General features: G+C 68.4%; 20 protein-coding genes and 1 pseudogene. 10 read left to right on the top strand and 11 right to left on the bottom strand.

Annotation, left to right across the window (positions count from 1 at the left end; genetic code table 11):
- Positions 1-10: 10 nt before the first annotated feature.
- Positions 11-568, top strand: a complete 558-nt coding sequence (locus C8K36_RS14275; protein ID WP_258195414.1) for a TetR/AcrR family transcriptional regulator — start codon at positions 11-13, stop codon at positions 566-568.
- A 12-nt stretch (positions 569-580) separates the two neighbouring features.
- Here the strand turns inward: C8K36_RS14275 and C8K36_RS14270 are convergent, their stop codons facing one another.
- The 3 genes from C8K36_RS14270 to C8K36_RS14260 form a co-directional block, all read right to left on the bottom strand.
- Positions 581-1,423 carry a F510_1955 family glycosylhydrolase gene (locus C8K36_RS14270; protein WP_107985136.1) on the bottom strand — a complete coding sequence of 281 codons (843 nt, stop codon included), beginning with the start codon at positions 1,421-1,423 and terminating at the stop codon, positions 581-583.
- A gap of 165 nt (positions 1,424-1,588) precedes the next feature.
- Positions 1,589-2,536 (bottom strand): M56 family metallopeptidase, encoded by a 948-nt coding sequence (locus C8K36_RS14265; protein ID WP_107985135.1) that lies wholly within the window; start codon positions 2,534-2,536, stop codon positions 1,589-1,591.
- Positions 2,533-2,910 (bottom strand): BlaI/MecI/CopY family transcriptional regulator, encoded by a 378-nt coding sequence (locus C8K36_RS14260; RefSeq protein WP_107985134.1) that lies wholly within the window; start codon positions 2,908-2,910, stop codon positions 2,533-2,535. The genes C8K36_RS14265 and C8K36_RS14260 overlap by 4 nt, the downstream gene beginning before the upstream one ends.
- Positions 2,911-3,429: 519 nt before the next feature.
- Between C8K36_RS14260 and C8K36_RS25205 the strand changes: the two are divergent.
- Positions 3,430-3,798 (top strand): annotated as a pseudogene (locus C8K36_RS25205) (M23 family metallopeptidase); the annotation flags it as partial.
- Between the two features lie 51 nt (positions 3,799-3,849).
- Here the strand turns inward: C8K36_RS25205 and C8K36_RS14250 are convergent.
- Positions 3,850-4,215, bottom strand: coding sequence for a RidA family protein (locus C8K36_RS14250; RefSeq protein ID WP_107985213.1), 366 nt, complete (start codon positions 4,213-4,215; stop codon positions 3,850-3,852).
- Positions 4,216-4,334: 119 nt separating this feature from the next.
- Here C8K36_RS14250 and C8K36_RS14245 point away from each other — a divergent pair, with 119 nt between their 5' ends.
- Positions 4,335-5,360, top strand: a complete 1,026-nt coding sequence (locus C8K36_RS14245) for an Rv2578c family radical SAM protein (protein WP_107985132.1) — start codon at positions 4,335-4,337, stop codon at positions 5,358-5,360.
- A gap of 68 nt (positions 5,361-5,428) precedes the next feature.
- On the top strand, positions 5,429-5,632 hold the full coding sequence (locus C8K36_RS14240; RefSeq protein WP_107985131.1) for a hypothetical protein: 204 nt from the start codon (positions 5,429-5,431) through the stop codon (positions 5,630-5,632).
- Here C8K36_RS14240 and C8K36_RS14235 read toward each other — a convergent pair.
- The 3 genes from C8K36_RS14235 to C8K36_RS14225 all read right to left on the bottom strand — a co-directional run bounded on the left by C8K36_RS14235 (position 5,609) and on the right by C8K36_RS14225 (position 8,100).
- Positions 5,609-6,106, bottom strand: a complete 498-nt coding sequence (locus C8K36_RS14235; RefSeq protein ID WP_107985212.1) for a DinB family protein — start codon at positions 6,104-6,106, stop codon at positions 5,609-5,611. The two genes, C8K36_RS14240 and C8K36_RS14235, sit on opposite strands and share 24 nt — an antisense overlap.
- Entirely contained in the window at positions 6,106-6,882 is a 777-nt protein-coding gene (locus C8K36_RS14230; RefSeq protein WP_107985130.1) for an ArsR/SmtB family transcription factor, read from the bottom strand. The genes C8K36_RS14235 and C8K36_RS14230 overlap by 1 nt, the downstream gene beginning before the upstream one ends.
- A 66-nt stretch (positions 6,883-6,948) precedes the next feature.
- Positions 6,949-8,100, bottom strand: a complete 1,152-nt coding sequence (locus C8K36_RS14225) for an acetyl-CoA C-acetyltransferase (protein WP_107985129.1) — start codon at positions 8,098-8,100, stop codon at positions 6,949-6,951.
- A 167-nt stretch (positions 8,101-8,267) separates the two neighbouring features.
- Between C8K36_RS14225 and C8K36_RS14220 the strand changes: the two genes are divergently transcribed.
- Positions 8,268-9,425 carry an AI-2E family transporter gene (locus tag C8K36_RS14220; RefSeq protein WP_107985128.1) on the top strand — a complete coding sequence of 386 codons (1,158 nt, stop codon included), beginning with the start codon at positions 8,268-8,270 and terminating at the stop codon, positions 9,423-9,425.
- A gap of 5 nt (positions 9,426-9,430) precedes the next feature.
- Here the strand turns inward: C8K36_RS14220 and C8K36_RS14215 are convergent, their stop codons facing one another.
- Together C8K36_RS14215 and C8K36_RS14210 are read right to left on the bottom strand one after the other, a co-directional pair.
- Positions 9,431-10,954 carry an AMP-binding protein gene (locus C8K36_RS14215; RefSeq protein WP_258195424.1) on the bottom strand — a complete coding sequence of 508 codons (1,524 nt, stop codon included), beginning with the start codon at positions 10,952-10,954 and terminating at the stop codon, positions 9,431-9,433.
- A gap of 75 nt (positions 10,955-11,029) precedes the next feature.
- Positions 11,030-11,971, bottom strand: a complete 942-nt coding sequence (locus C8K36_RS14210; RefSeq protein ID WP_107985126.1) for a neutral zinc metallopeptidase — start codon at positions 11,969-11,971, stop codon at positions 11,030-11,032.
- Between the two features lie 193 nt (positions 11,972-12,164).
- Between C8K36_RS14210 and aspS the strand changes: the two genes are divergently transcribed.
- The 3 genes from aspS to C8K36_RS14195 are packed head-to-tail and all read left to right on the top strand — an operon-like array spanning position 12,165 to position 16,206.
- Positions 12,165-13,988: an aspartate--tRNA ligase gene (gene aspS, locus C8K36_RS14205; RefSeq protein ID WP_107985125.1), complete on the top strand. Its 1,824-nt coding sequence runs from the start codon at positions 12,165-12,167 to the stop codon at positions 13,986-13,988.
- A gap of 25 nt (positions 13,989-14,013) precedes the next feature.
- Entirely contained in the window at positions 14,014-14,985 is a 972-nt protein-coding gene (locus C8K36_RS14200; RefSeq protein WP_107985124.1) for a DUF389 domain-containing protein, read from the top strand.
- 42 nt (positions 14,986-15,027) lie between these two features.
- Positions 15,028-16,206 carry a kinase gene (locus tag C8K36_RS14195; RefSeq protein WP_107985123.1) on the top strand — a complete coding sequence of 393 codons (1,179 nt, stop codon included), beginning with the start codon at positions 15,028-15,030 and terminating at the stop codon, positions 16,204-16,206.
- 3 nt (positions 16,207-16,209) lie between these two features.
- Here the strand turns inward: C8K36_RS14195 and C8K36_RS14190 are convergent, their stop codons facing one another.
- Entirely contained in the window at positions 16,210-16,971 is a 762-nt protein-coding gene (locus C8K36_RS14190) for a TetR/AcrR family transcriptional regulator (RefSeq protein ID WP_258195413.1), read from the bottom strand.
- A gap of 212 nt (positions 16,972-17,183) precedes the next feature.
- On the opposite strand from C8K36_RS14190, the gene C8K36_RS14185 reads away from it, so the two are divergent.
- Together C8K36_RS14185 and C8K36_RS24830 are read left to right on the top strand one after the other, a co-directional pair.
- The gene (locus C8K36_RS14185) at positions 17,184-17,798 is read left to right on the top strand and encodes a PIG-L deacetylase family protein (protein WP_107985211.1); all 615 of its coding nucleotides are present in this window, start codon (positions 17,184-17,186) and stop codon (positions 17,796-17,798) included.
- Between the two features lie 96 nt (positions 17,799-17,894).
- Positions 17,895-18,053: a hypothetical protein gene (locus C8K36_RS24830; protein WP_181319545.1), complete on the top strand. Its 159-nt coding sequence runs from the start codon at positions 17,895-17,897 to the stop codon at positions 18,051-18,053.
- Positions 18,054-18,112: 59 nt separating this feature from the next.
- Here C8K36_RS24830 and C8K36_RS14180 read toward each other — a convergent pair whose 3' ends face one another.
- The gene (locus C8K36_RS14180; RefSeq protein ID WP_107985121.1) at positions 18,113-19,744 is read right to left on the bottom strand and encodes an ABC transporter ATP-binding protein; all 1,632 of its coding nucleotides are present in this window, start codon (positions 19,742-19,744) and stop codon (positions 18,113-18,115) included.
- Positions 19,745-19,752: the final 8 nt, after the last annotated feature.

Raw genomic sequence — 19,752 nt, 5'->3', positions numbered from 1 at the left:
GGAGAGGGTAGTGAGCGGAAAGTCCACGCGCGACAACATCATCGACGCCGCCCGTCGGCTCTTCGCTCAGCGCGGGTACACCGCGACGACCATCAAGGACGTCGCCGAACTCGCCGGATATTCGCCCGCCATGGTGATGAAGATGATGGGCAGCAAGGCTGAGCTGTACAAGGCTGCGGCACCGACACTGCCGTCGGCCGCCGACGATCCGCACGTCTGCGAGGACGAGGCCCCCGGTTATCGCCTGGTGCGCAACATCGTCGAGCGGCGCGATGCCGACGAGTCCGAACCGTGGGTGATGATGCCGCTGCTCATCCACGAGGCACCCGATCGGCACGCGGTGCGGGCCGACGCCCGCGAGCGCTACATCCGGGGGATCTCCGGCAAGATCGGCGACACGTCCGACGACAGACTGCCGACGCAGATGGTCGTCGCCGTCCTGCTCGGTCTCGCCAGCGGTATCCGCACCGTCGGGATCCTGCCGGTCGACGAGATCGATCCGGAGGACCTCGTCCGGCGCTACGGCGCCGTGGTCCAGTCGATCATCGACGAGATCCCGGCGCCGTAGCGCTGACATCCGTCAGCGCAAGGTGTGGAGTTCCTGCGCGGTGGCGGCGTAGGCGGTGTCGTAGTCGACCGCCGTCAAAGCCTCCACCTCGCCGACCCGAGTGAACTCCTCCCACGACAGCCCGTCGCGGCTACGCCACGCATTGCCGTCGTCGTCCATGCCCCACAGCCCCCCGTCGCGGCCCGCGGACACCAGTCCGACGGGCGGCGCGCCGGGGGCGGGGGTGAAGGTTGCGGCCCCGTCGGTGCTGAGCAGCAGCCCGCCCTGGGTGGCCGCCCAGATGCCGATGTCGTTGACGGCCACCGCCGACGCGCCGATGGCGGCGCCGGGTGTCCAGGTGGCACCGTCGTCGGCCGAGACCCGGATGCCCGACGACGTGTCGAAACCGACCAGGATCGCGCCGTCGCTCGCGAGGGCGTGGAAGTCCACCTCACCCACCAACGATCGCGACTCCCACGTCACACCGCCGTCGGTGCTCCGCGCGAGCCCCAACGGGTTGGGGGCGTCACTCGACGGCCCCGGGTGGCCGGACGAGTAGAGCGTGTCCGTGCCCGGGACGCCGCTGAGCCCCATCAGGTCGTCCTCCGATAGGCCGACACGCGTCGTGTTCCCGGAGGGCGCGAGCGCGAGAAGGCCGGAATGTGTTCCGGCGAGAACCGTTCCGTCGGCGTCGACGTGCAGGCCGTGCAGGTGATCCAGTTCGGGGCTCAGCGGCATCGTCACCAGGCGTGGATTGACCACGGCGGGGGTGGTGGTCTCGGCGTCCGCCGTGGTCTGCGTGCCGCTGGTGCAGCCGCCGACGGCGAACGCGGCAACGGCGATCACAGGTAATGCGGCAGTGCGGAATCGGGCCATCGGGTGTTCTCCGTCCGGGGCGGGTAGCGGTCGGGCCTGTCGACGTACGCGGAGGCTCCAAACTTGTCTACTGTTCTACTTAGTAGGTTAGTAGAAGTCTCGCCCGGCGGGCTCCCGGTGCTGTCCGGCCGACTCGGACCGGCTCCTTCACGCCGCCACCCAGGTTCAGAGCAGCGTGGTGAGGCACAGCATCCGGCCGGTGACGGCCAGGGTGGTCGCGCCGAGGGGGAGTGCTCCCAGAAAGGCAATCGCGCCGGACAGCAGAGCGCGGTTGCGCACCAGGTCCCCGCGCCCCGGCGGCGACGCCAGCCGGCCGGCGCGGGCCAGGACGGCCACGTTGCCTGCGCCGCAGGCGCCATCGGGAATCGGCCGGGAACCGGCGAGCGTGACGAGTCCGCGCAGGAGGGTGTGCGGTGTGTGGGCGCGCATCGCTCGATCGTCCGCGCACATCTCCAGCAGTCGGGCGATGTCGGTCGCGCCGGCCGTGAAGAGGGCAAGGCGCGGCGCGACGTCGGCGAGTCCCCTCACGATCGCGAGCAGTTGGGGGTGTCGACCGGCGAGATGCGCGCGTTCATGGGCGAGCACCGCGTCGAGTTGGCGATGGTCGAGCGCATCGAGAGCACCGGAGGTCACCACGATCGCGTCCGGCCGTCCCGCGACGCAGTAGGCGGCCCGCTCGGGAGCGTCGAGCACGACGGCGTCGACTCCGGCCACGCGGCGGCCCACGATCAGTACCGAGCGTGCGTGACCGAACGTGACACGTCGTCGCGCGGCGAGGTTGCGCGTCAACCGAACTGCCGCGAGTAACAGCGCGGATCCTGCGGCGACCCCGACCGCCGTGGTGACGAACCGAGTGGCCGCGATGCTGTGCGCTCCGGCGATCGCCCGCACGAGGTGCTCGCACGCCGCAAAGACCGACGTACCGGCGAACGTGTCGGCGGCGACGACGCCCACGAACGCGATCGACGACGCCGCCGCCGAGGCGATCGCCACCAGCCAGGCCACCACCCCCAGCCGTGGCGCGACGCCACTTCGGGTCAGTCTCGGCAGGATTCGCGGGGCGATGACCGCGACTGCGACGGCGTACGCGAGCAGGCACGCCGCCGCGCTCATCCGGCGTCCCCTGGGGCGGCGAGGCGTCGGAGCGCGATCCGCAGGCTCTGTGCCTCTTCTTCCGACATCTGTTCGAGGAAGTGCGTCAGGACCAGATCGGAGCGACCGCCGTCGTCGAAGGCGTCGCGCATCAGTCGGGCGGTGTGCTGCTCGCGGGTGAGAGTGGGCCAGTAGCTGAACGCCTTGCCCACTCGTTCACGCTCCAGCCAGCCCTTGCGGTGCAGGTTGTCCATCGTGGACATCACCGTGGTGTACGCGATTTCGCGTTCCTTCGCGAGCTCGTCGAAGAGTTGGCGGACGGTGGAGGCGGTCCCGCGGTTCCAGAGTCGATCCATCACGACAGCCTCGAGCTCGCCGAATCCGCGAACACGCACAGTTGCCTCCCGTTATCGTCGCACCTCAGGATACGACGCCGGGTGAGGTCCGGTCGCCGCGCTGAAAACGTGTGGCTTGCTGCAACGTTCTTCGGCGCCGATGCGATGCTCCGGTGGGAGAACCGAAATCGCCGTTGGAGTTGCGCCGGCGACCGGGATGTGGGACTTCTTCGTAATCGTGGATTCGTGACGAGTTCGTATCCGATGTGGTTCTACAGATCTGATCAGAGCGTTCGACGGAAGGGTGAGGGAATGACGCGTGGGAAGTGGCAGAAGGGGTTTCAGCGGATCGTGGCGGGCGCCGTTGCGGCTGCGGGGCTGACGGCGGCAGTCGTCGTAGGCTCGGCGTCGACGGCTTCGGCGCAGCCGGCGCTGCCACCGTTGCCGAGCTCGGCCGACCTGACGAACATCCTGCGGGACGCCACCTCGATGGTGAACAACGTTTCCGGTGCGCTGCAGAGCCTCGACTTCGGTTCCAGCTCGGGTCTGCCGCTCGGCAGTCTGGGTCTCGGGGGAGTCGTCAAGCCTGCTACGGGCCCCATCACCACCTACTTCGGCGGTGGCCACATGGGAATCGACATCGCCGCCAACATGGGTGCCCCCATTTACGCCGTCGCCGACGGCGTCGTGATCGACTCGGGGCCGGCGTCGGGCTTCGGTCTGTGGGTCCGGATCCGGCACAACGACGGCACCGTCACGACGTACGGCCACAACAACCGCAACCTGGTGTCGGTCGGTCAGCGGGTGTCGGCGGGCCAGCGCATCGCAGACGTCGGTAGCCGCGGCAACTCGACGGGCCCGCACCTGCACTTCGAGGTCGATCTCCCGGGTTGGATCAAGACCGACCCGATCGCGTGGCTGGCCACGCGCGGCGTGTTCATGTTCTGACGACAGGTGCGGGCCGCCTCGGAGGACAAGGCGGCCCGCGACGGTTCGAGGTCAGTCGGCGACGACGGCGTCGGCCTCGATCTCGATGAGCAGATCGGAATCGATGAGCGCGCTCACCTCGAGGATCGTGGTGGCGGGACGGATGTCGCCGAACACCTCGCCGTGGGCGAGGGCGGCCTCCTCCCACTTGCTCATGTCGCGCAGGTACATCCGGGTGCGGATGACGTCGGTGAGCGACGCGCCCGCCTCGGTCAGGGACGCTGCGATGGTCGCGAGAGCGCCGCGGGTCTGCTCCTCGAGCGTTGCGCCCGGCGAGGTGGTGCCGGACACGGCGACCTGGTTGCCGATGCGCACTGCGCGCGAGTAGCCGATCTTGGGCTCCCACTCGGAACCGGATGAGATGTTCTTTCTGGTCATGGTCGGAAATTGTGTCAGTCCGATGTTTCGGGCGTGTTCCCGCACCGACGATACCTCGACTCGAACACTGTTTCGAAGAAATGGTTGACACTGCTTCGCACGCGTGTTCGACTGGGGCCATGAGGTGGCAGGGGCAGACGCTCGACGCCGACGACGGCGCGCTTCCGGGTCTGGAACGGGCCGGGTTGGTGCGCAGCATCCAGACGCCTGAGTTCGAGGGCATCACGTTCCACGAGGTGCTGTGCAAGAGCGCCCTCAACAAGGTGCCGGACGGTGCGTCGCTGCCGTTCCACTTCACCGTCAACGCGTTTCGTGGGTGCAGTCATGCGTGCCGGTACTGCTTCGCGCGGCCCACCCACGAGTACCTCGACCTCGATTCGGGTCACGACTTCGATTCGCAGGTCGTCGTGAAGACGAACATCGCTGCGGTGTTGCGACGAGAATTGGCCCGGCGTTCCTGGAAGCGTGAACACGTCGCGCTGGGTACCAACACCGACCCGTACCAGCGGGCGGAGGGGCGCTATCGGCTGATGCCCGGCATCATCGGTGCACTCGCCGAATCTCGCACGCCCTTCTCGATTCTCACCAAGGGCACGCTGCTGCGCCGGGATCTGCCGTTGCTGCGGCAGGCGGCCGAGCAGGTGTCGGTGGGCATCGGGGTGTCACTCGCGATCCACGACCCGGAACTGCAGAAGGCCGTCGAGCCGGGAACGCCAGATCCCCGCGCCCGGCTGGATCTGATCCGGGCGGTCACCGACGCCGGGCTGCCGTGCAATGTCATGGTGGCGCCGGTGATTCCATACCTCACCGATTCGACCGCGCATCTCGACGGACTTCTCGAGGCCATCGCGGAGGCCGGGGCCACCGGCGTGACGATCTTCCCGATGCACCTGCGCGGCAGTACCCGGGGCTGGTTCCTCAACTGGCTCGCGTCCGAGCACCCCGCGCTGGTGCGGCGGTATCGGCAGCTGTACGGGCGGGGCGCGTACGTCACCCCGGAGTACAAGCTGTGGCTGCGGGCGCGGGTCGAGCCGATGGTCGACAAGTACGGGCTCGGTGATCGATCCGAGCACCGCGACCCGACGCCCCCGGCGCGCCGTGAGCTCGTCGGGGCCGGCGCAGCGCCCGCACTCACGCTGTTCTGAGGCGTCGGCCCGTCCCTCGGGATTCGACCGCTGGGCAGGGCTCGAACCCCGCCTCCAGCGGAACCGCAGTGACCGTGACCGTGACCGTGACCGTGACCGTGACAGTGGCGAGTGCTCACGCCGAGACGGGCGCCCACCGGCACGTGCAACTACCTGAGCCCGAGGCGTGGGTCCGGGCGATCTTTGCCGAGGTCGACGACGCGGCGCAGCGCGTCTACCTCCTCGGCGGAATCGGCCCTGATCGCGTGTCAGATGGCGGCCTCTTCGGGTAGAAGGGCCAGCAGTTGCCTGGTGTGGGTGGGGATTTCGATGTCGGCCAGGCCCGCGAACAGTCCGCGCAGCGGGACGACGGTGTCGGTGAGCAGGGTGCCCCCGGAGAGCCCGAGGAGCGGGACGGGGGTGTCGAGTTCGGGATCGGACAGGGCGGGTCCACCGAAGCCGCAGAGGATCTCTGCCTGACGGCGCAGGCGCTCACGCAGGCCAGGGGGCCCGCCCGCCCGTTCGGCCACGCGGTCGATCGTCCAGGTGTCGAGGGTGTGGCGATTGTCGTAGGTGGTGTGTTCCCCCGCCGCAACCGCCGCCGCCGCGGCGATAGTGCCCGCGGTGACGAGACAGACGTGGGCCAGGATCCGATCGGCATTCCATTCACCGGGTGGGGGCGTCCGGAGGTGGGTCGAATCGGATACGGTGACAGCGGCTTCCAGGAATGAGTCGTAAGCTTCGCGCAATGCGGTGGTGTCCAACATCAGGCGCGCACCGCCGAGTCCATTTCCCACGGGGCCTGTGGGAGGACCTTGCCGGTTTCCAGCAGGGACTTGAGGTTGGCGATCACCGAGGGCCAGCCGCTCGAAATGCCTTGCAGCATTTGCTCATTCGGCAGGTTCTCGTGGGTGACTGTGAGCCGGACGATGTCCCGGTGGGACTCGACCGAGAAGGTCACCACGGACGGCGAGCGGTCCTCCTCGGGGGAGTCCTCGAAGGTGAGAACCAGCTTCGTCGGAGGTTCGGACTCGAGCACCCTGCCGACGACGTCGACCTTGCCGGAGCCGTCGGCGCGGCGGTGCTCCCAGGGTGAACCGGGCTGCCAGTCGGAGACATTCTCGTGGGACCAGTACTGGGCGGTCAGGTCGGCGTCGGTCAGCGCCTTCCATACCTGTTCGGCGCTGGCGTGAATATAGGTGACGTAGACGTAGCTCGGCACGGTGGCGGTCATGGTGTACTCCTCTGCCTGGTTCTTGATGGCGCGCAGGACATTCAGCCGGGGGCGGTCGAAGACGGAGATCCAGCGCTGTTCGATGTCGTGAATCGGTGTCGGATTGATGTAGTGCACCCGCGCGCGCCCGCGCCGCAGCACGGTCACCAGCCCGGCCCGCTCGAGAATGTCGAGATGCTGGGTCAACGACTGCCTGGCCATATCGACCCGCTCACACAGCTCCCGCAGCGTCTGACCGTTGTGCTCCCGTAGCCGGTCCAGCAGCAGCCGGCGGGTGCCGTCGGCCAGTGCCTTGAAAACCGCGTCCATATCGGGTTGTTCGGATTGCACACCAAAACTATGCAGGCATTTACCTGCATATGTCAACGGGTTTCCTCAGTCCAGTCGTTCGACGATCAGGACGTTCGCGGTTCCTCCGCCCTCGCACATCGTCTGCAGGCCGAACCGCCCGCCCGTGCGCTCGAGCTCGTGCAGCATCGTCGCGAACAGCTTGGTTCCGGTCGCGCCCAGCGGGTGACCGAGCGCGATCCCGCCGCCGTTGACATTCACGCGGTCCGGGTCGGCCCCCGTTTCGGCGACCCAGGCCAGCACCACCGATGCGAATGCCTCGTTGACCTCGATGACGTCGAAGTCGTCGATGTGCATCCCGGTGCGGCGCAACGCGTGTTCGGTGGCCGGGATCGGCGCGGTGAGCATGAAGACCGGGTCGTCGCCGCGGGCACTCAGGTGATGGATTCTCGCGCGCGGCCGCAGGCCGTGCGCGAGGACGGCGGCCTCGGACGCGACGAGCGTCGCGCTCGCGCCGTCGCAGATCTGGCTCGCCAGCGCGGCGGTCACGCGTCCGCCCGGCCGCAGCGTCGGCAGGGCGGCCATCGCCGCGAGGCTCGTGTTCCGTGGGCACTCGTCCGCCGCGAACGCGCCGACGGGGGCGATCTCGGCGTCGAAGCGGCCCAGTGCTGCGGCCGTGCGGGCGCGCTCGTGACTACGCAGGGCCCACCGCTCCATGTCCTCGCGGCTGATGCCCCACTTCTCGGCGATGAGTTCGGCGGCGCGGAACTGGGAGATTTCCTCGTTGCCGTAGCGCCGATGCCATCCGGCGGAACCGGATTGCGGCTCCTCGAACCCGTATCGGCGGCCGGCCGTCATGGCCGCGGAGATGGGGATACGGCTCATGCTCTGGACGCCGCCCGCGACGACCAGATCGGCGGTCCCGCTCAACACCGCCTGCGCGGCGAAGTGCAGGGCCTGCTGGCTCGACCCGCACTGCCGATCGACGGTCACCCCGGGAACGTGCTCGGGCAGCCCTGCGGCCAGGCCGGCGGTGCGTGCGATGTTGCCGGCCTGGCCGCCGATCGCGTCGACGCAGCCGAAGACGACGTCGTCGATGGCGGCCGGGTCGATCGGGGTGCGGTCGAGGAGCGAACGGATTGCGCTCGCTCCCAGGTCGATCGGGTGGACGGACGCCAAGGCGCCGTTCTTCTTGCCGGCCGGGGTACGGATCGCGTCGATGATGTACGCCTCGCCCATGGAACGCTCCTCACGATTAATTAGGTAGATAATTAATCTATACGCCGTCCCGCGGTGAACGTCCACCCCTGGAGATCGGAGGGATTTCTGCCGGGGAACCTCCCCGCCGAGTCCTGCTGGGACGGGTAGGTTCCCGCGGTAGGGCGGCAATCGGGGCGGAGGGTGCGATGAGCGGCAACGACTCGCAGGGCGGCTCGGACGGGCGGGCGTCGATCGGCGACCTCGCACGCAGGGCGAATCTGCGCTCGCTTCGGGTGGCGATCGTCTACGTTCTGCTCGCGGTTGCGGCGTACCAGATCTCGGGCTGGATGTTCCTTCACATCCGGGACTTCCTCGGCATGCTCTTCCTCGCGTGGCTCGGGAGCGTGACCATCGAACCGGTCGTCGACCGACTGGAACGGGCCGGGCTCCGGCGGGGCGCCGGAACCGGGCTGGTGCTGTTCGGGACGATCCTGTTCGCGATCGGGTTCATCGCGATCTTCGGTGCGTTGCTCGCGGAGCAACTCGCGCAGTTGCTCGGCGCACTGCCCGATGCCCTCACTCACGTCACGGAATGGGCCAACAAGCAGTTCGGCACCGATTTCGCCACGGGCAAGGATCTGATCAACATCACGCCCGAGACCATCCAGAGCCTCGCCGAGAGGTTCACCCCCGGGGTCCTCGGTGTCGTGTCGACGCTGGTCGGCGCCGTGTTCCAGGCGGCGACGGTGCTGCTGTTCGTCTTCTACATGTCGGCCCAGGGACCGCAACTACGCAAGACCATCTCGAGTTGGTTCCCGGCGCGCCAGCAGAAGGTGATCGCAACCGTGTGGGAGATCTCCGTCGACAAGGCAGGCGGGTATGTCGTGTCCCGCGTCATCCTCGCGGCGTGCAGCGCTGTCGCGACGGGGATCTTCTTCCTGGTGATCGGCGTCCCGTACTGGCTTCCGCTCGCGATCTGGACCGGCGTGGTCTCCCAGTTCATCCCCACCATCGGTACCTACCTCGCGATCGGGCTGCCCGCGATCATCGCGGCGGCCGCGCAACCCCTCGACGCGGTATGGGTGGTGCTGTTCGGGACCGCGTACCAGCAGATCGAGAACTATCTCCTCCACCCGCGGATCACGTCCCGGACCGTCGCGATCCATCCGGCCGTCGCTTTCGGGTCGGTCATCGTCGGGGCCTCACTGTTCGGAGCGATCGGCGCGCTGGTCTCGGTGCCGGTCGTCGCGGTGATCCAGGCGATCGTCGAAACGTACGGCCGCCGATACGAACTGGTCCAGGAAGTGGACGCGGAGTCCGGGGCGTCGGAGGATGACGATCGGGATCGCGACGACGGCGACTGACCGCGTCAGTGCGCCGTCCGATACGGAGCCCGCAGGGTGCGTTTGGTGAGCTTTCCCATCGTGGTGCGCCCGAGGTCGTCGCGGAACTCGAATACGCGCGGGACCTTGTAGCCCGCGAGCGACGTGCGACAGTGCTCGACGAGGTCGGCCGCCGACGGTGCCTGCCCGCGGGGGACCACCAGCGCCAGCAGCGACTCGCCCATATCGGCGTCCGGCACACCGATCACCGCGACGTCGGCGACACCCGGGTGGGTGGCGAGCACGGTCTCGATCTCGGCGGGATAGATGTTCACGCCGCCGGAGATGATCATGTCGGTTTCACGGTCGGTGATGAACACGAAGCCCTGATCGTCGACATAGCCGACGTCACCGAGGGTGAACAGGCCGGGACGGATCAGCGCATCGGACGTCTTCTGGTCGGCATTGAGATAGGCGACCGATCGGCCGTCCCGTTCCTCGAACGCAAGACGGCCCTCGTGGCCGGTGGGAAGTTCGCTTCCGTCGGCGCCGACCGCGACGGCCCGGACGAACGGTGGCCGCACCCGGCCGACGCTGCCCGGGCGGATCAGCCACTCGTCGCTCGTGATGCCGCACAGCGGACCGGATTCGCTGCCGCCGTACGAATCGAACAGCACCGGACCGACCCAGTCGATCATCGCGCGCTTGACGTCCGGCGGGCACGGGGCACCGGTGTGCGTGACGAGACGGAGTGAACTGACGTCGTAGCGGGTGCGCACCTCCATAGGCAGCGACACCAGACGGTGGAAGTGTGTCGGGACCATCAGCGTGGTCGCGATGCGGTGGCGCTCGATCGTCGCGAGGACGGCTTCGGCGTCGAACTTCTCGAGCACCGTCACCGGACGTCCGGCCGCGACGAGGCGGACGCCACCAAGCGGGCCGGTGTGATGCAGCGGGCCGACCACGAGATGTCCGGGCCACTGCGCGGCGGGCAGCGACTGCATCGACCGGACGTAGGCGTCGACCGTCGTCCCGGGGGTGGGGCTGCCGGCGAGTGCGTTGACGCCCTTGGGGGTTCCCGTGGTGCCGGACGTGTACGACAGGAACGGCAGTGCCGAAACGTCCGACGGCGGATCGTCGTCCGAGGCGCCCGACAGCCACCGATCCCAATTCCACACGCGGTTGTCGTCCGAATCGTCGCACCGCCAGCCCACGACGAGAGGCACGCCGGCCGATCGTGCCGCCTCGAGGCCGATCTCGACGTTCTCCGGGCCCACGAAAACCGCTGCCGCCTGCGAGTCCCCGAGAATGTAGGTCAGTTCGGACACGGTCAGGTGGCTGCTGACCGGGACGGGGGAGCAGCCGGCATGGATGATGCCGGCGTGGGCGAGGACCGTCTCGGCGCAGTTGCGGGCGAACACCGCGACGCGACGGTGTGGCCCCGGATCGATCGCTCGCAGCGCGTTGGCGATCCGGTTGACGATCCGGTCGACGTCGGGCCACGACAACTCGACGCGGCCGTCGCGCAGCGCCACCTCGTCGGGGGCTTCGAGCGCGCGCTCACGGTGCACGGTCGCCAATGGAGGCCTCCCCGGAACTGGTCGGTGTCGTCGAACGTCGATCCAGGACAGGCTAGGCGGCGCGAATCAGCGAAGCGCGGGGGGACTGTTCAGGTCGCGGGCCGAATAGGTGTCGCAGGCCGCGACCTTGCCGGTGCCGTATCCGGCCAGGAACCACTTCTGCCGCTGATCCGACGACCCGTGCGTCCACCCCTCGGGGTTGACGCGGGCGCCCGCGGACCGCTGGATCCGGTCGTCACCGACCGCCGAGGCCGCCGACAGGGCGTCGCGGACGTCGTTGTCGGTGAGGGGCGCGAGCAGGGGTGCCGATCCGTCCGGGCCGGGCTGCGAGGACGCGTAGCGCGCCCAGACTCCCGCATAGCAGTCGGCCTGCAACTCGGTGCGCACCGCCTGCGATGTCGCGCCGCGCGGGTCCTGCTGCGCGCGACCGATGTCGCCGAGCTGGTTCTGGATGTGGTGCCCGAACTCGTGGGCCACCACATACTCCTGCGCGAGCGCGCCGTCGTTGGTCCCGAACCGGTCCGTCAGAAGCTGGAAGAAGCTGGTGTCGAAGTACGCCGTCGAATCGGCGGGGCAGTAGAACGGGCCCACGTCGCTGGTCGCGTTGCCGCACCCGGTGTTCACCGACCCCGAGAAGATGCGCACCTTCGGAGCGACGTAGTCCACACCGGTCTGCGCGGGCAGTTGTGGCTCCCACACCTGGTCGAGGCTCCCGACTGTGTAGAGCACGCGACAGTCGACATCGCGGTTGGCGTCGACTCCGCTGCGGCACTTCTCGGCCAGTGATCCGCTCACTGCACTGGTGCCGTTATCGGCCGGCATGCCTGTCGCGCCGGTGAGCCCGCCCAGCAACGAACCGGGATCACCACCGAGCAGCAGTGCCAGCACCAGCACGATCAGGCCGCCGGCGCCTCCGCCGAGAACGAATTTTCCGCCTCGTCCGCCGCCTCCGCCGCCGCCGACCGATACGCGACCTGCGTCGACGTGCGCGCCCTCGTTGAACGTCATCCCGATGGCTCCCTATCCATTACTGCGTGTGCCGGCCGTAACAGCATTCCAGCAATCCGGGCGTGCGTTTCCGATAACACGAGGTCCCTCCGTAGGATCGCTGCAGACAGAACACCGTGCTGGAAGCACGAATCGACATCCGTGCTGAAAGCACGGATCGATCACTGTGTCGGAAGACTGTGAAAGGAATCCCGTGCTGCGCACCCACCTGGCCGGCTCGCTACGACCCGAGCACGCTGAGCAGACCGTCACCCTCACCGGTTGGGTGGCTCGGCGGCGCGATCACGGCGGGGTGATCTTCATCGATCTCCGCGACGCGTCGGGCGTCTCCCAGGTGGTGTTCCGCGCGGGTGACGTGCTCGAGCAGGCGCACCGACTGCGCGCCGAGTACTGCGTCAAGGTCACCGGCACGGTCGAGGTCCGCCCCGAGGGCAACCAGAACTTCGAGATCCCCACCGGCGCCATCGAGGTCAACGCGACCGAGCTCGAGGTACTCAACGAGAGCGCGCCGCTGCCGTTCCAGCTCGACGACCAGGCGGGCGAGGAAGCGCGCCTGAAGTACCGCTACCTGGATCTGCGCCGTGAGGGTCCCGGCCGCGCGATCCGGCTGCGGTCGAAGGCCAACGCGGCTGCCCGCGCAGTGCTTGCTCACCACGAGTTCGTCGAGGTCGAGACCCCGACCCTGACGCGCTCGACGCCCGAGGGTGCCCGCGACTTCCTGGTGCCCGCTCGCCTGCAGCCGGGCAGCTTCTACGCGCTGCCGCAGAGCCCGCAGCTGTTCAAGCAGCTGCTCATGGTCGGCGGCATCGAGCGGTACTACCAGATCGCGCGTTGCTACCGCGACGAGGATTTCCGCGCCGACCGGCAGCCGGAGTTCACTCAGCTCGACATCGAGATGAGCTTCGTGACACAGGACGACGTGATGCTCCTCGCCGAGGAGATCCTCCACTCGGTGTGGAAGCTGATCGGGTACGAGATCACCACGCCGATCGCGCGGATGACGTACGCCGAGGCGATGCGCCGCTTCGGCTCCGACAAGCCCGACCTGCGCTTCGACATCGAACTCGTCGAGTGCATGGACTTCTTCAAGGACACCACCTTCCGCGTCTTCCAGGCCGAGTACGTCGGTGCCGTCGTGATGCCGGGCGGCGCGAGCCAGCCCCGCAAGCAGTTGGACGCGTGGCAGGAATGGGCCAAGCAGCGCGGTGCCAAGGGCCTTGCGTACGTGCTCGTCGGCGAGGACGGAACGCTCGGCGGCCCGGTCGCCAAGAACCTCACTGATGCGGAGCGCGAGGGCCTCGCTGCGCACGTCGGCGCGAAGCCGGGCGACTGCATCTTCTTCGCGGCCGGCGCGACCAAGCCGATGCGTGCACTCCTCGGTGCCGCCCGCGGCGAGATCGCCCGCAAGCAGAACCTCATCGATCCCGACGCGTGGGCCTTCGTGTGGGTCGTCGACGCGCCGATGTTCGAGCCCACCGCCGACGCGACGGCGAGTGGCGACGTGGCCCTCGGCTACAGCGCCTGGACTGCCGTGCACCACGCGTTCACCTCGCCGAAGCCGGAGTCGTTGGACACGTTCGACACCGATCCCGGTTCGGCGCTCGCCTACGCCTACGACATCGTCTGCAACGGCAACGAGATCGGTGGCGGCAGCATCCGCATCCACCGCAAGGACATTCAGGAACGCGTCTTCAAGGTGATGGGCATCTCGCACGAGGAGGCCGAAGAGAAGTTCGGCTTCCTGCTCGATGCCTTCGCGTTCGGCGCCCCGCCGCACGGCGGCATCGCGTTCGGCTGGGATCGCATCACCGCGCTGCTCGCGGGCGTGGATTCCATCCGTGAGGTCATCGCGTTCCCGAAGTCGGGCGGCGGCGTCGACCCGTTGACGGACGCTCCCGCGCCGATCACCGCGCTCCAGCGCAAGGAGTCGGGCATCGACGCCAAGCCGAAGCCGCCGGCGGCCGAGTCCGAGTCCGAGGCCGAATCCGGGTCCGTGGCCGAGGCCACGTCCGAGTAGGTCTCGAAAGCGGGGGGAACCGCAAGTGCTGCATCTGCGTGTGATCTGTCCGGGGGATATCACCGACGAGGTCCTCGCGCTGCTCGAGGAGGAGCCCGGCGCCACCCACATCACAGTGGCGCGGGGCTCCGCCGTCGAGCCCGTCGGCGACGTGGTCCAGGCGGACATCGCCCGCGAGTCTGCCAACGAGGTGCTCGACCAGCTCCACGAGCTGAAGATCGAGCACCGCGGCGCGATCACCCTCGTGCCGATCGAGACGGTGCTGTCGGACTCGGCCCGGGCTGCCGAACGGGCGGCCCCGGGCGACCCGGACGACACGGTCGTATGGGACGAACTGACCACTCGCACGCGCGACGAGTCGACCCTCAACATCACCTTCCTGGCGTTCCTTACCATCGCGTGCCTGCTCGCCTCGGTGGGCATCGTCACCGATTCGCCGGTCACGATCGTCGGCGCGATGGTCGTGGGACCCGAGTTCGGGCCACTGGCGGCGCTCGCCGTCGCGGTCGCTCGCCGGAAGTTCAGCCTGGCTCGCCGCTCGCTGTTCGCACTGGTCGTCGGCTTCCCCTTCGCCATTGCGGTGACGGTGGCCTGCACATTGGTGGCGAAGCTGCTGGGCTGGGTCGATCTGGCGACGATCAAGGACCTCCACCAGGTCGACTTCATCTATCGCGTCGGGCTGTCGTCGTTCATCGTGGCGTTGCTCGCCGGCGCGGCGGGCATGCTCGCCCTGGTGTCCTCGAAGTCTGCCGCCCTGGTCGGAGTGTTCATCTCCGTGACCACGGTTCCGGCGGCCGGATTCACGGCCGTAGCCGCAGCCCTCGGTGAGTGGAGAGTGGCCCTCATGTCGGCCGCGCAGTTGGGGGTCAACCTGACGGGCATCGTGATTGCGGCCGTGCTCGTCCTGCTGCTGCAGCGCACGGGTGATAACCGCAACCGACACACAAATCGTCATCTTCCCAGGTCAGTGGACTCGGTTCGGTTTCCGCGGCATTGAATACCGGGCCCCGACCGGCCCGGCCAGGTAGGTTGGTGAGCGATGACCGCAATATTGGCGGAACCCCTCTCCGAGGTCGTTGCCGCAGCCGAGAAGTTGCTCGCCCGTCGTACGGGCGCTGCTGTCCGACTCGTCGATCCTGTCGACCTCGGGGGAAGTGGCCGCACGATCGTGCTTCGCGTTCGCGTGGCGGAGAATCCGTTCTCCCTGCCGCGCACACTCATTCTCAAGCAGGTCCGTGAGTCGACGCGCAAGGCGGCCGATCCACGGCGTATCGAGTTCGACGGCATCGACTCCGACTCGGTCGACGTGGCATTCCTCCGGGAAGCGGTGTCCTATCAGTTCGCGACGGCCCTGGCGACGGAAAGCCGTCCCGGTGCCGAGTTGCTTGCCTACGACTTCGACGAGCGCCTTCTCGTCCTGGGCGATCTCGGCGATTCCACGCCGTTCGCCACACTGCTCAAGAACGCGGATCCCGACTCGGTCACCAACTCGCTGATGGCCATGGCCCAGGCTCTGGGGCGGATGCATGCCGCGACCGTCGGCCGCGAGGAAGACTTCACCGCGCTCCTGCGGCGTGCCGAGGTGGCCCACTGTGGCGACGTCGTCGCGGAGCAGGCCGCGGCGTCGCTCGAGACGGTGCCTGCGCTCTTGGCCGAGAAACTCGGTGTCGAGGTTCCGTCCGCCGTGTTGGAGATCGCTGCGCGGGCCGGGAAACTGTTCGGCGGGGGCCGATTCCGTGCCTTCAGCCCGTCGGACCTGTGCCCGGACAACATCATCGTCAACGACGCCGGCGTCCGCTTCCTCGACTACGAGTGGGGCGGCTTCCGGGATGCCACCCTCGATCTGGCGTACGCACTGGTCTCGTTCCCCGCCTGCCTGTGCAGTATCGAGCTCTCGTACGAGCGGGCGCGCGCGATGACCGAGGCGTGGCGGGCCGAGGTCGTCGGGATGTGGCCGGTCCTCGCCGACGACGACTTCCTCAACGAGCGCGTCATCGACGCACAGCTCGTGTGGGTGTGGCTCAGCACGTTCCTTTTCCTGCCCGAGGACTACACGCGCATCGCGGCGGTTCGGGGACACCAATTGTCCGCGCCGCGCGCAGAGGCGCTCACGGCGCGGTGGGAAAGCCTCGCGCGGTTCGCGCACGAATCCGGATCCCTCGAGGTGGCCGACCACGCCGCACAGGTGGTCGCGCGACTCCACGAGCGGATCGGCTGAGGCTCAGTCTCTTCCTGACGCGCCGGCGACCAGCAGTTCGACTGCGCGGCGCAGGTTATCGCGGGCCGCGCGCTCCAGCGTCGGGACATCATCGGGGGTAGTCCCGGTCCCCGCCGCTGGTTGGTGCTGCGACAGGCCACTCGCGAGGGGAAACCTGGCGGCAAAATCCGGTGCGGCCGCCGCGAGGGTGTCCATCCGCTCGTTCCACCACAGCTCGTTGTCCTCGACCGAACCCGACAGCGCCCCGCGGGCATCGACGATCGTGCGCGCAGCCGAGGCCGGGAGCGAGAACGCCGACGACGCGATCGCCACGACATCGCGACGATCGAAACTGTTGGGCACGAGAGTGCCGAGCAGTGATTCGAAGGCCTGCTGCTGGTGCGGGCCGAGCGCGGGCCGAGAGTGCGCGAGGTCGAGCATCCAGGGATGCGCGAGATACAACTCGAGGAGTCGCTCGCACCACTCGACCACCGAGACCGGTGGCGCTGTACCGAACTGTGCATACGTGCGGTCGTGCATGAGGTCGAGGAGTTCGGCCTTTCCCCCCACGTAGGTGTAGAGCGCCATCGCCGTGCACCCCAGGCGATCCCCGATCGCACGCAGGGGCACCGCGGCATCGCCCCGCTCGTCGGCGATGACCGTTGCTGCATCGATAATCGCCTCGAGGGTGAGCCCGGCCGTCGAGGGCGACGGTGCCCCCGGGGGACTCCACAGCAACTGCATCGTGCGTGCCGCGGCGCCGCGCTCTGTGTCGGATGGCGCCACGCATCTCCTTACGCTGTAAAACCGGCAGTTCACAGCACTTTACAGCGTAAGGCGACGAGACTGGCGGCGAAGTCGTGTTCGGGGTGTCGTTCGGTGGGAAGCTGGGCGGACGACGAATTGGGGGGGGGCGACGAAAGGGGCTCGGTGTGATCGAGGCGGCAGGAGAGGCGGTGCTGCGGGATCTCGTGTCCGGCGGGCCGGCGCTGGCGGTGATGGCCCACCCGGACGACGAGAGCTTCGGTCTGGGTGGCGTGCTGTCGGCGCTCGCGGTCGCGGGCGCGGACCTTCGGGTGCTGTGTCTGACGAGTGGCGAGGCCAGCACGCTCGGCGCCGGGGTGGACCTCGCCACGGTGCGCCGGGACGAATTGTCGGCCGCGGCGGAGCTGCTCGGGGTCACCGCCGTCGACCTACTCGACTTTCCTGACGGCGGCCTCGCCACGGTGGCCCCCGACGACCTCGACGCCGTCGTTAGGGACGCGCTGCGTGGGGCGGCCACGCTGATCGTCTTCGAGGCGAGCGGTGTCACCGGCCATCCGGACCATCGAGCGGCGACGGCGTCCGCTGTCCGGATCGCGGGCGAGCAGGGTCTGCGAGTGCTGGAGTGGGGTGTCGCGCCGACGGTTGCCGAGGCGTTGAACGCCGAGTTCGGTACGGACTTCGGCGGGTTCGACGGGGACGGGGTGATCGATGTCGAGGTCGATCGCGAGATGCAGTTCGCTGCGATCGCATGCCACGAGAGTCAGGCCGTCGACAACCCGGTGCTGGCGCGTCGGCTCGAGCTGTCGGGGCGGGTCGACAGGATTCGCGTGACCGCACCGCGCGACTGAACGAGTAGGTCGGGAGTGTGGGCACACGCACATTGCATCAGATACCCCTGGGGGTATCGTGGGTGGCACCTTCCGCCACTACTGAGGAGATTTGCCGTGTGTTATCCCGTCACCTGTAAGACCTGCGCCAAGACCACGTGGGGCGGCTGCGGCCAGCACGTCGACAGCGTCATGCGAACCGTTCCGAACGCGGAGCGCTGCAAGTGCGAGAAGCCGGCCAAGTCGGGCTTCTTCGCCTCGTTGTTCGGTCGCTGACAAGGCTCGTGTGGAGGTCATGAGGCCGAGATCTTTTCGCGTCGGTCCGGGCGTCGGTGTCAGACCGCGGCGGGGCTCCGGCGCGCCGAGTGGGTGGGACGCCGCGCCGGATCGGGTAGCGGCACCGCCTCGATGAGCGTTCGCGTGTAGTTCTCGCGAGGCGCTGTGAACACGGCGTCGACCGGTCCCGTCTCGATCACCGATCCGGACCGCAGGACCGCGACCCGATCCGCGACCTGGTGCACCACCGCCAGGTCGTGGCTGATGAACAAGCACGCGAAGCCGAGGTCGTGCTGGATGGAGGTGAAGAGTTGGAGCACCTCGGCCTGCACGGACACGTCCAGTGCGCTCGTGGGTTCGTCGGCGATGAGCAGTTTCGGTCGCAGCGCGAGCGCGCGGGCCAACGCCACCCGCTGGCGCTGACCGCCCGACAGTTGATGGGGGAAGCGGTCGGCGAAGGGGGCGGGCAACCGAACGGCGTCGAGGAGTTCGAGCACTCGCCGGCGACGTTCCGTCGACGACCCGACGCCGTGCACGTCGAGCGGTTCGCGGATACTCGCGGCGATCGTCAACCGGGGATCGAGCGATGTCGCGGGGTCCTGCTGCACGAACGCCACGTCACGGCGCAACTCGCGGAGTTGCCGGGCGGAGATGTCCCCGAGGTCCTGTCCTTCGACGAGCACTCGGCCCGCGGTGAGTCCCACCAGTCCGACGGCGGCCCGTCCGAGCGTGGTCTTACCGGAACCGGATTCGCCCACCAGTCCGAGTACCTCGCCCCGGCCGACCGTGAGGGTCACCCCGTCAACGGCGCGGAACGCGGGATTCCCGTGGTGCGCCGCGTAGGTGACGGTGGCCGCGTCGAACTCGAGTACGACATCGGTGGCCCGTCCGGGTAGCTCGGCGCCGGCCTGTTCGGGAAGTCGCGGGACCGCTGCCAGCAGGGACCGGGTGTATGGGTGGGTCGGGGCGTCGAACACCGAATGAACACCGCCGGTTTCGACGATCTCTCCGGCGCGCATGACGATGACGCGGTCAGCGTGCTGCGCCACCACACCCATGTTGTGGGTGATCAGCAGGATGCCCATGCCGGATCGGAGGCGGACACGGCCGAGCAGCGCCAGGATCTCGGCCTGCACCGTGACGTCGAGGGCGGTGGTCGGCTCGTCGGCGACGAGCAGATCGGGTTCTCCCGCCAATGCGAGCGCGATCGCGACCCGCTGTTTCTGTCCCCCGGACAGTTGGTGGGGGAAATAGTCCACGCGTCGTCGGGGGTCGGGGATCTCCACCTGCTCGAGCAGGTGGATGGCGGCGTCGCGTGCGTCGGTCTTCGAGATCTTCCGGTGCGCGCGGATCGCCTCACGGAGCTGCCACCCGATGCGGCGGACCGGGTTCAGCGCGCTCTGCGGCTCCTGGAAGATCAACGACACCTTCGAACCGCGCAACCGCTCGAGCTCGGGTTCGGTTGCTCCGATCAGTTCCTGTCCGTCGAGGACGATCGACCCCTGTGCTGTGGCGCCGCCGGGCAACAGACCCAGGATCGCGCGCGCGGTCATGGACTTGCCGGAGCCGGATTCGCCGACCAGGGCTACGAACTCACCGCGTGCGACCTCGAGTGAGGCGGAGTCGACGGCGGGTCGTGCCTGTCCGAAGGCGATGGTCAGGTCACGGATGTCGAGTAGTGAAGGGGGCACGAGGGGTC

The organism is Rhodococcus sp. OK519, assembly GCF_003051005.1.
Taxonomy (GTDB): domain Bacteria; phylum Actinomycetota; class Actinomycetes; order Mycobacteriales; family Mycobacteriaceae; genus Prescottella.
This window is presented reverse-complemented; position numbering and strand designations above follow the sequence as displayed.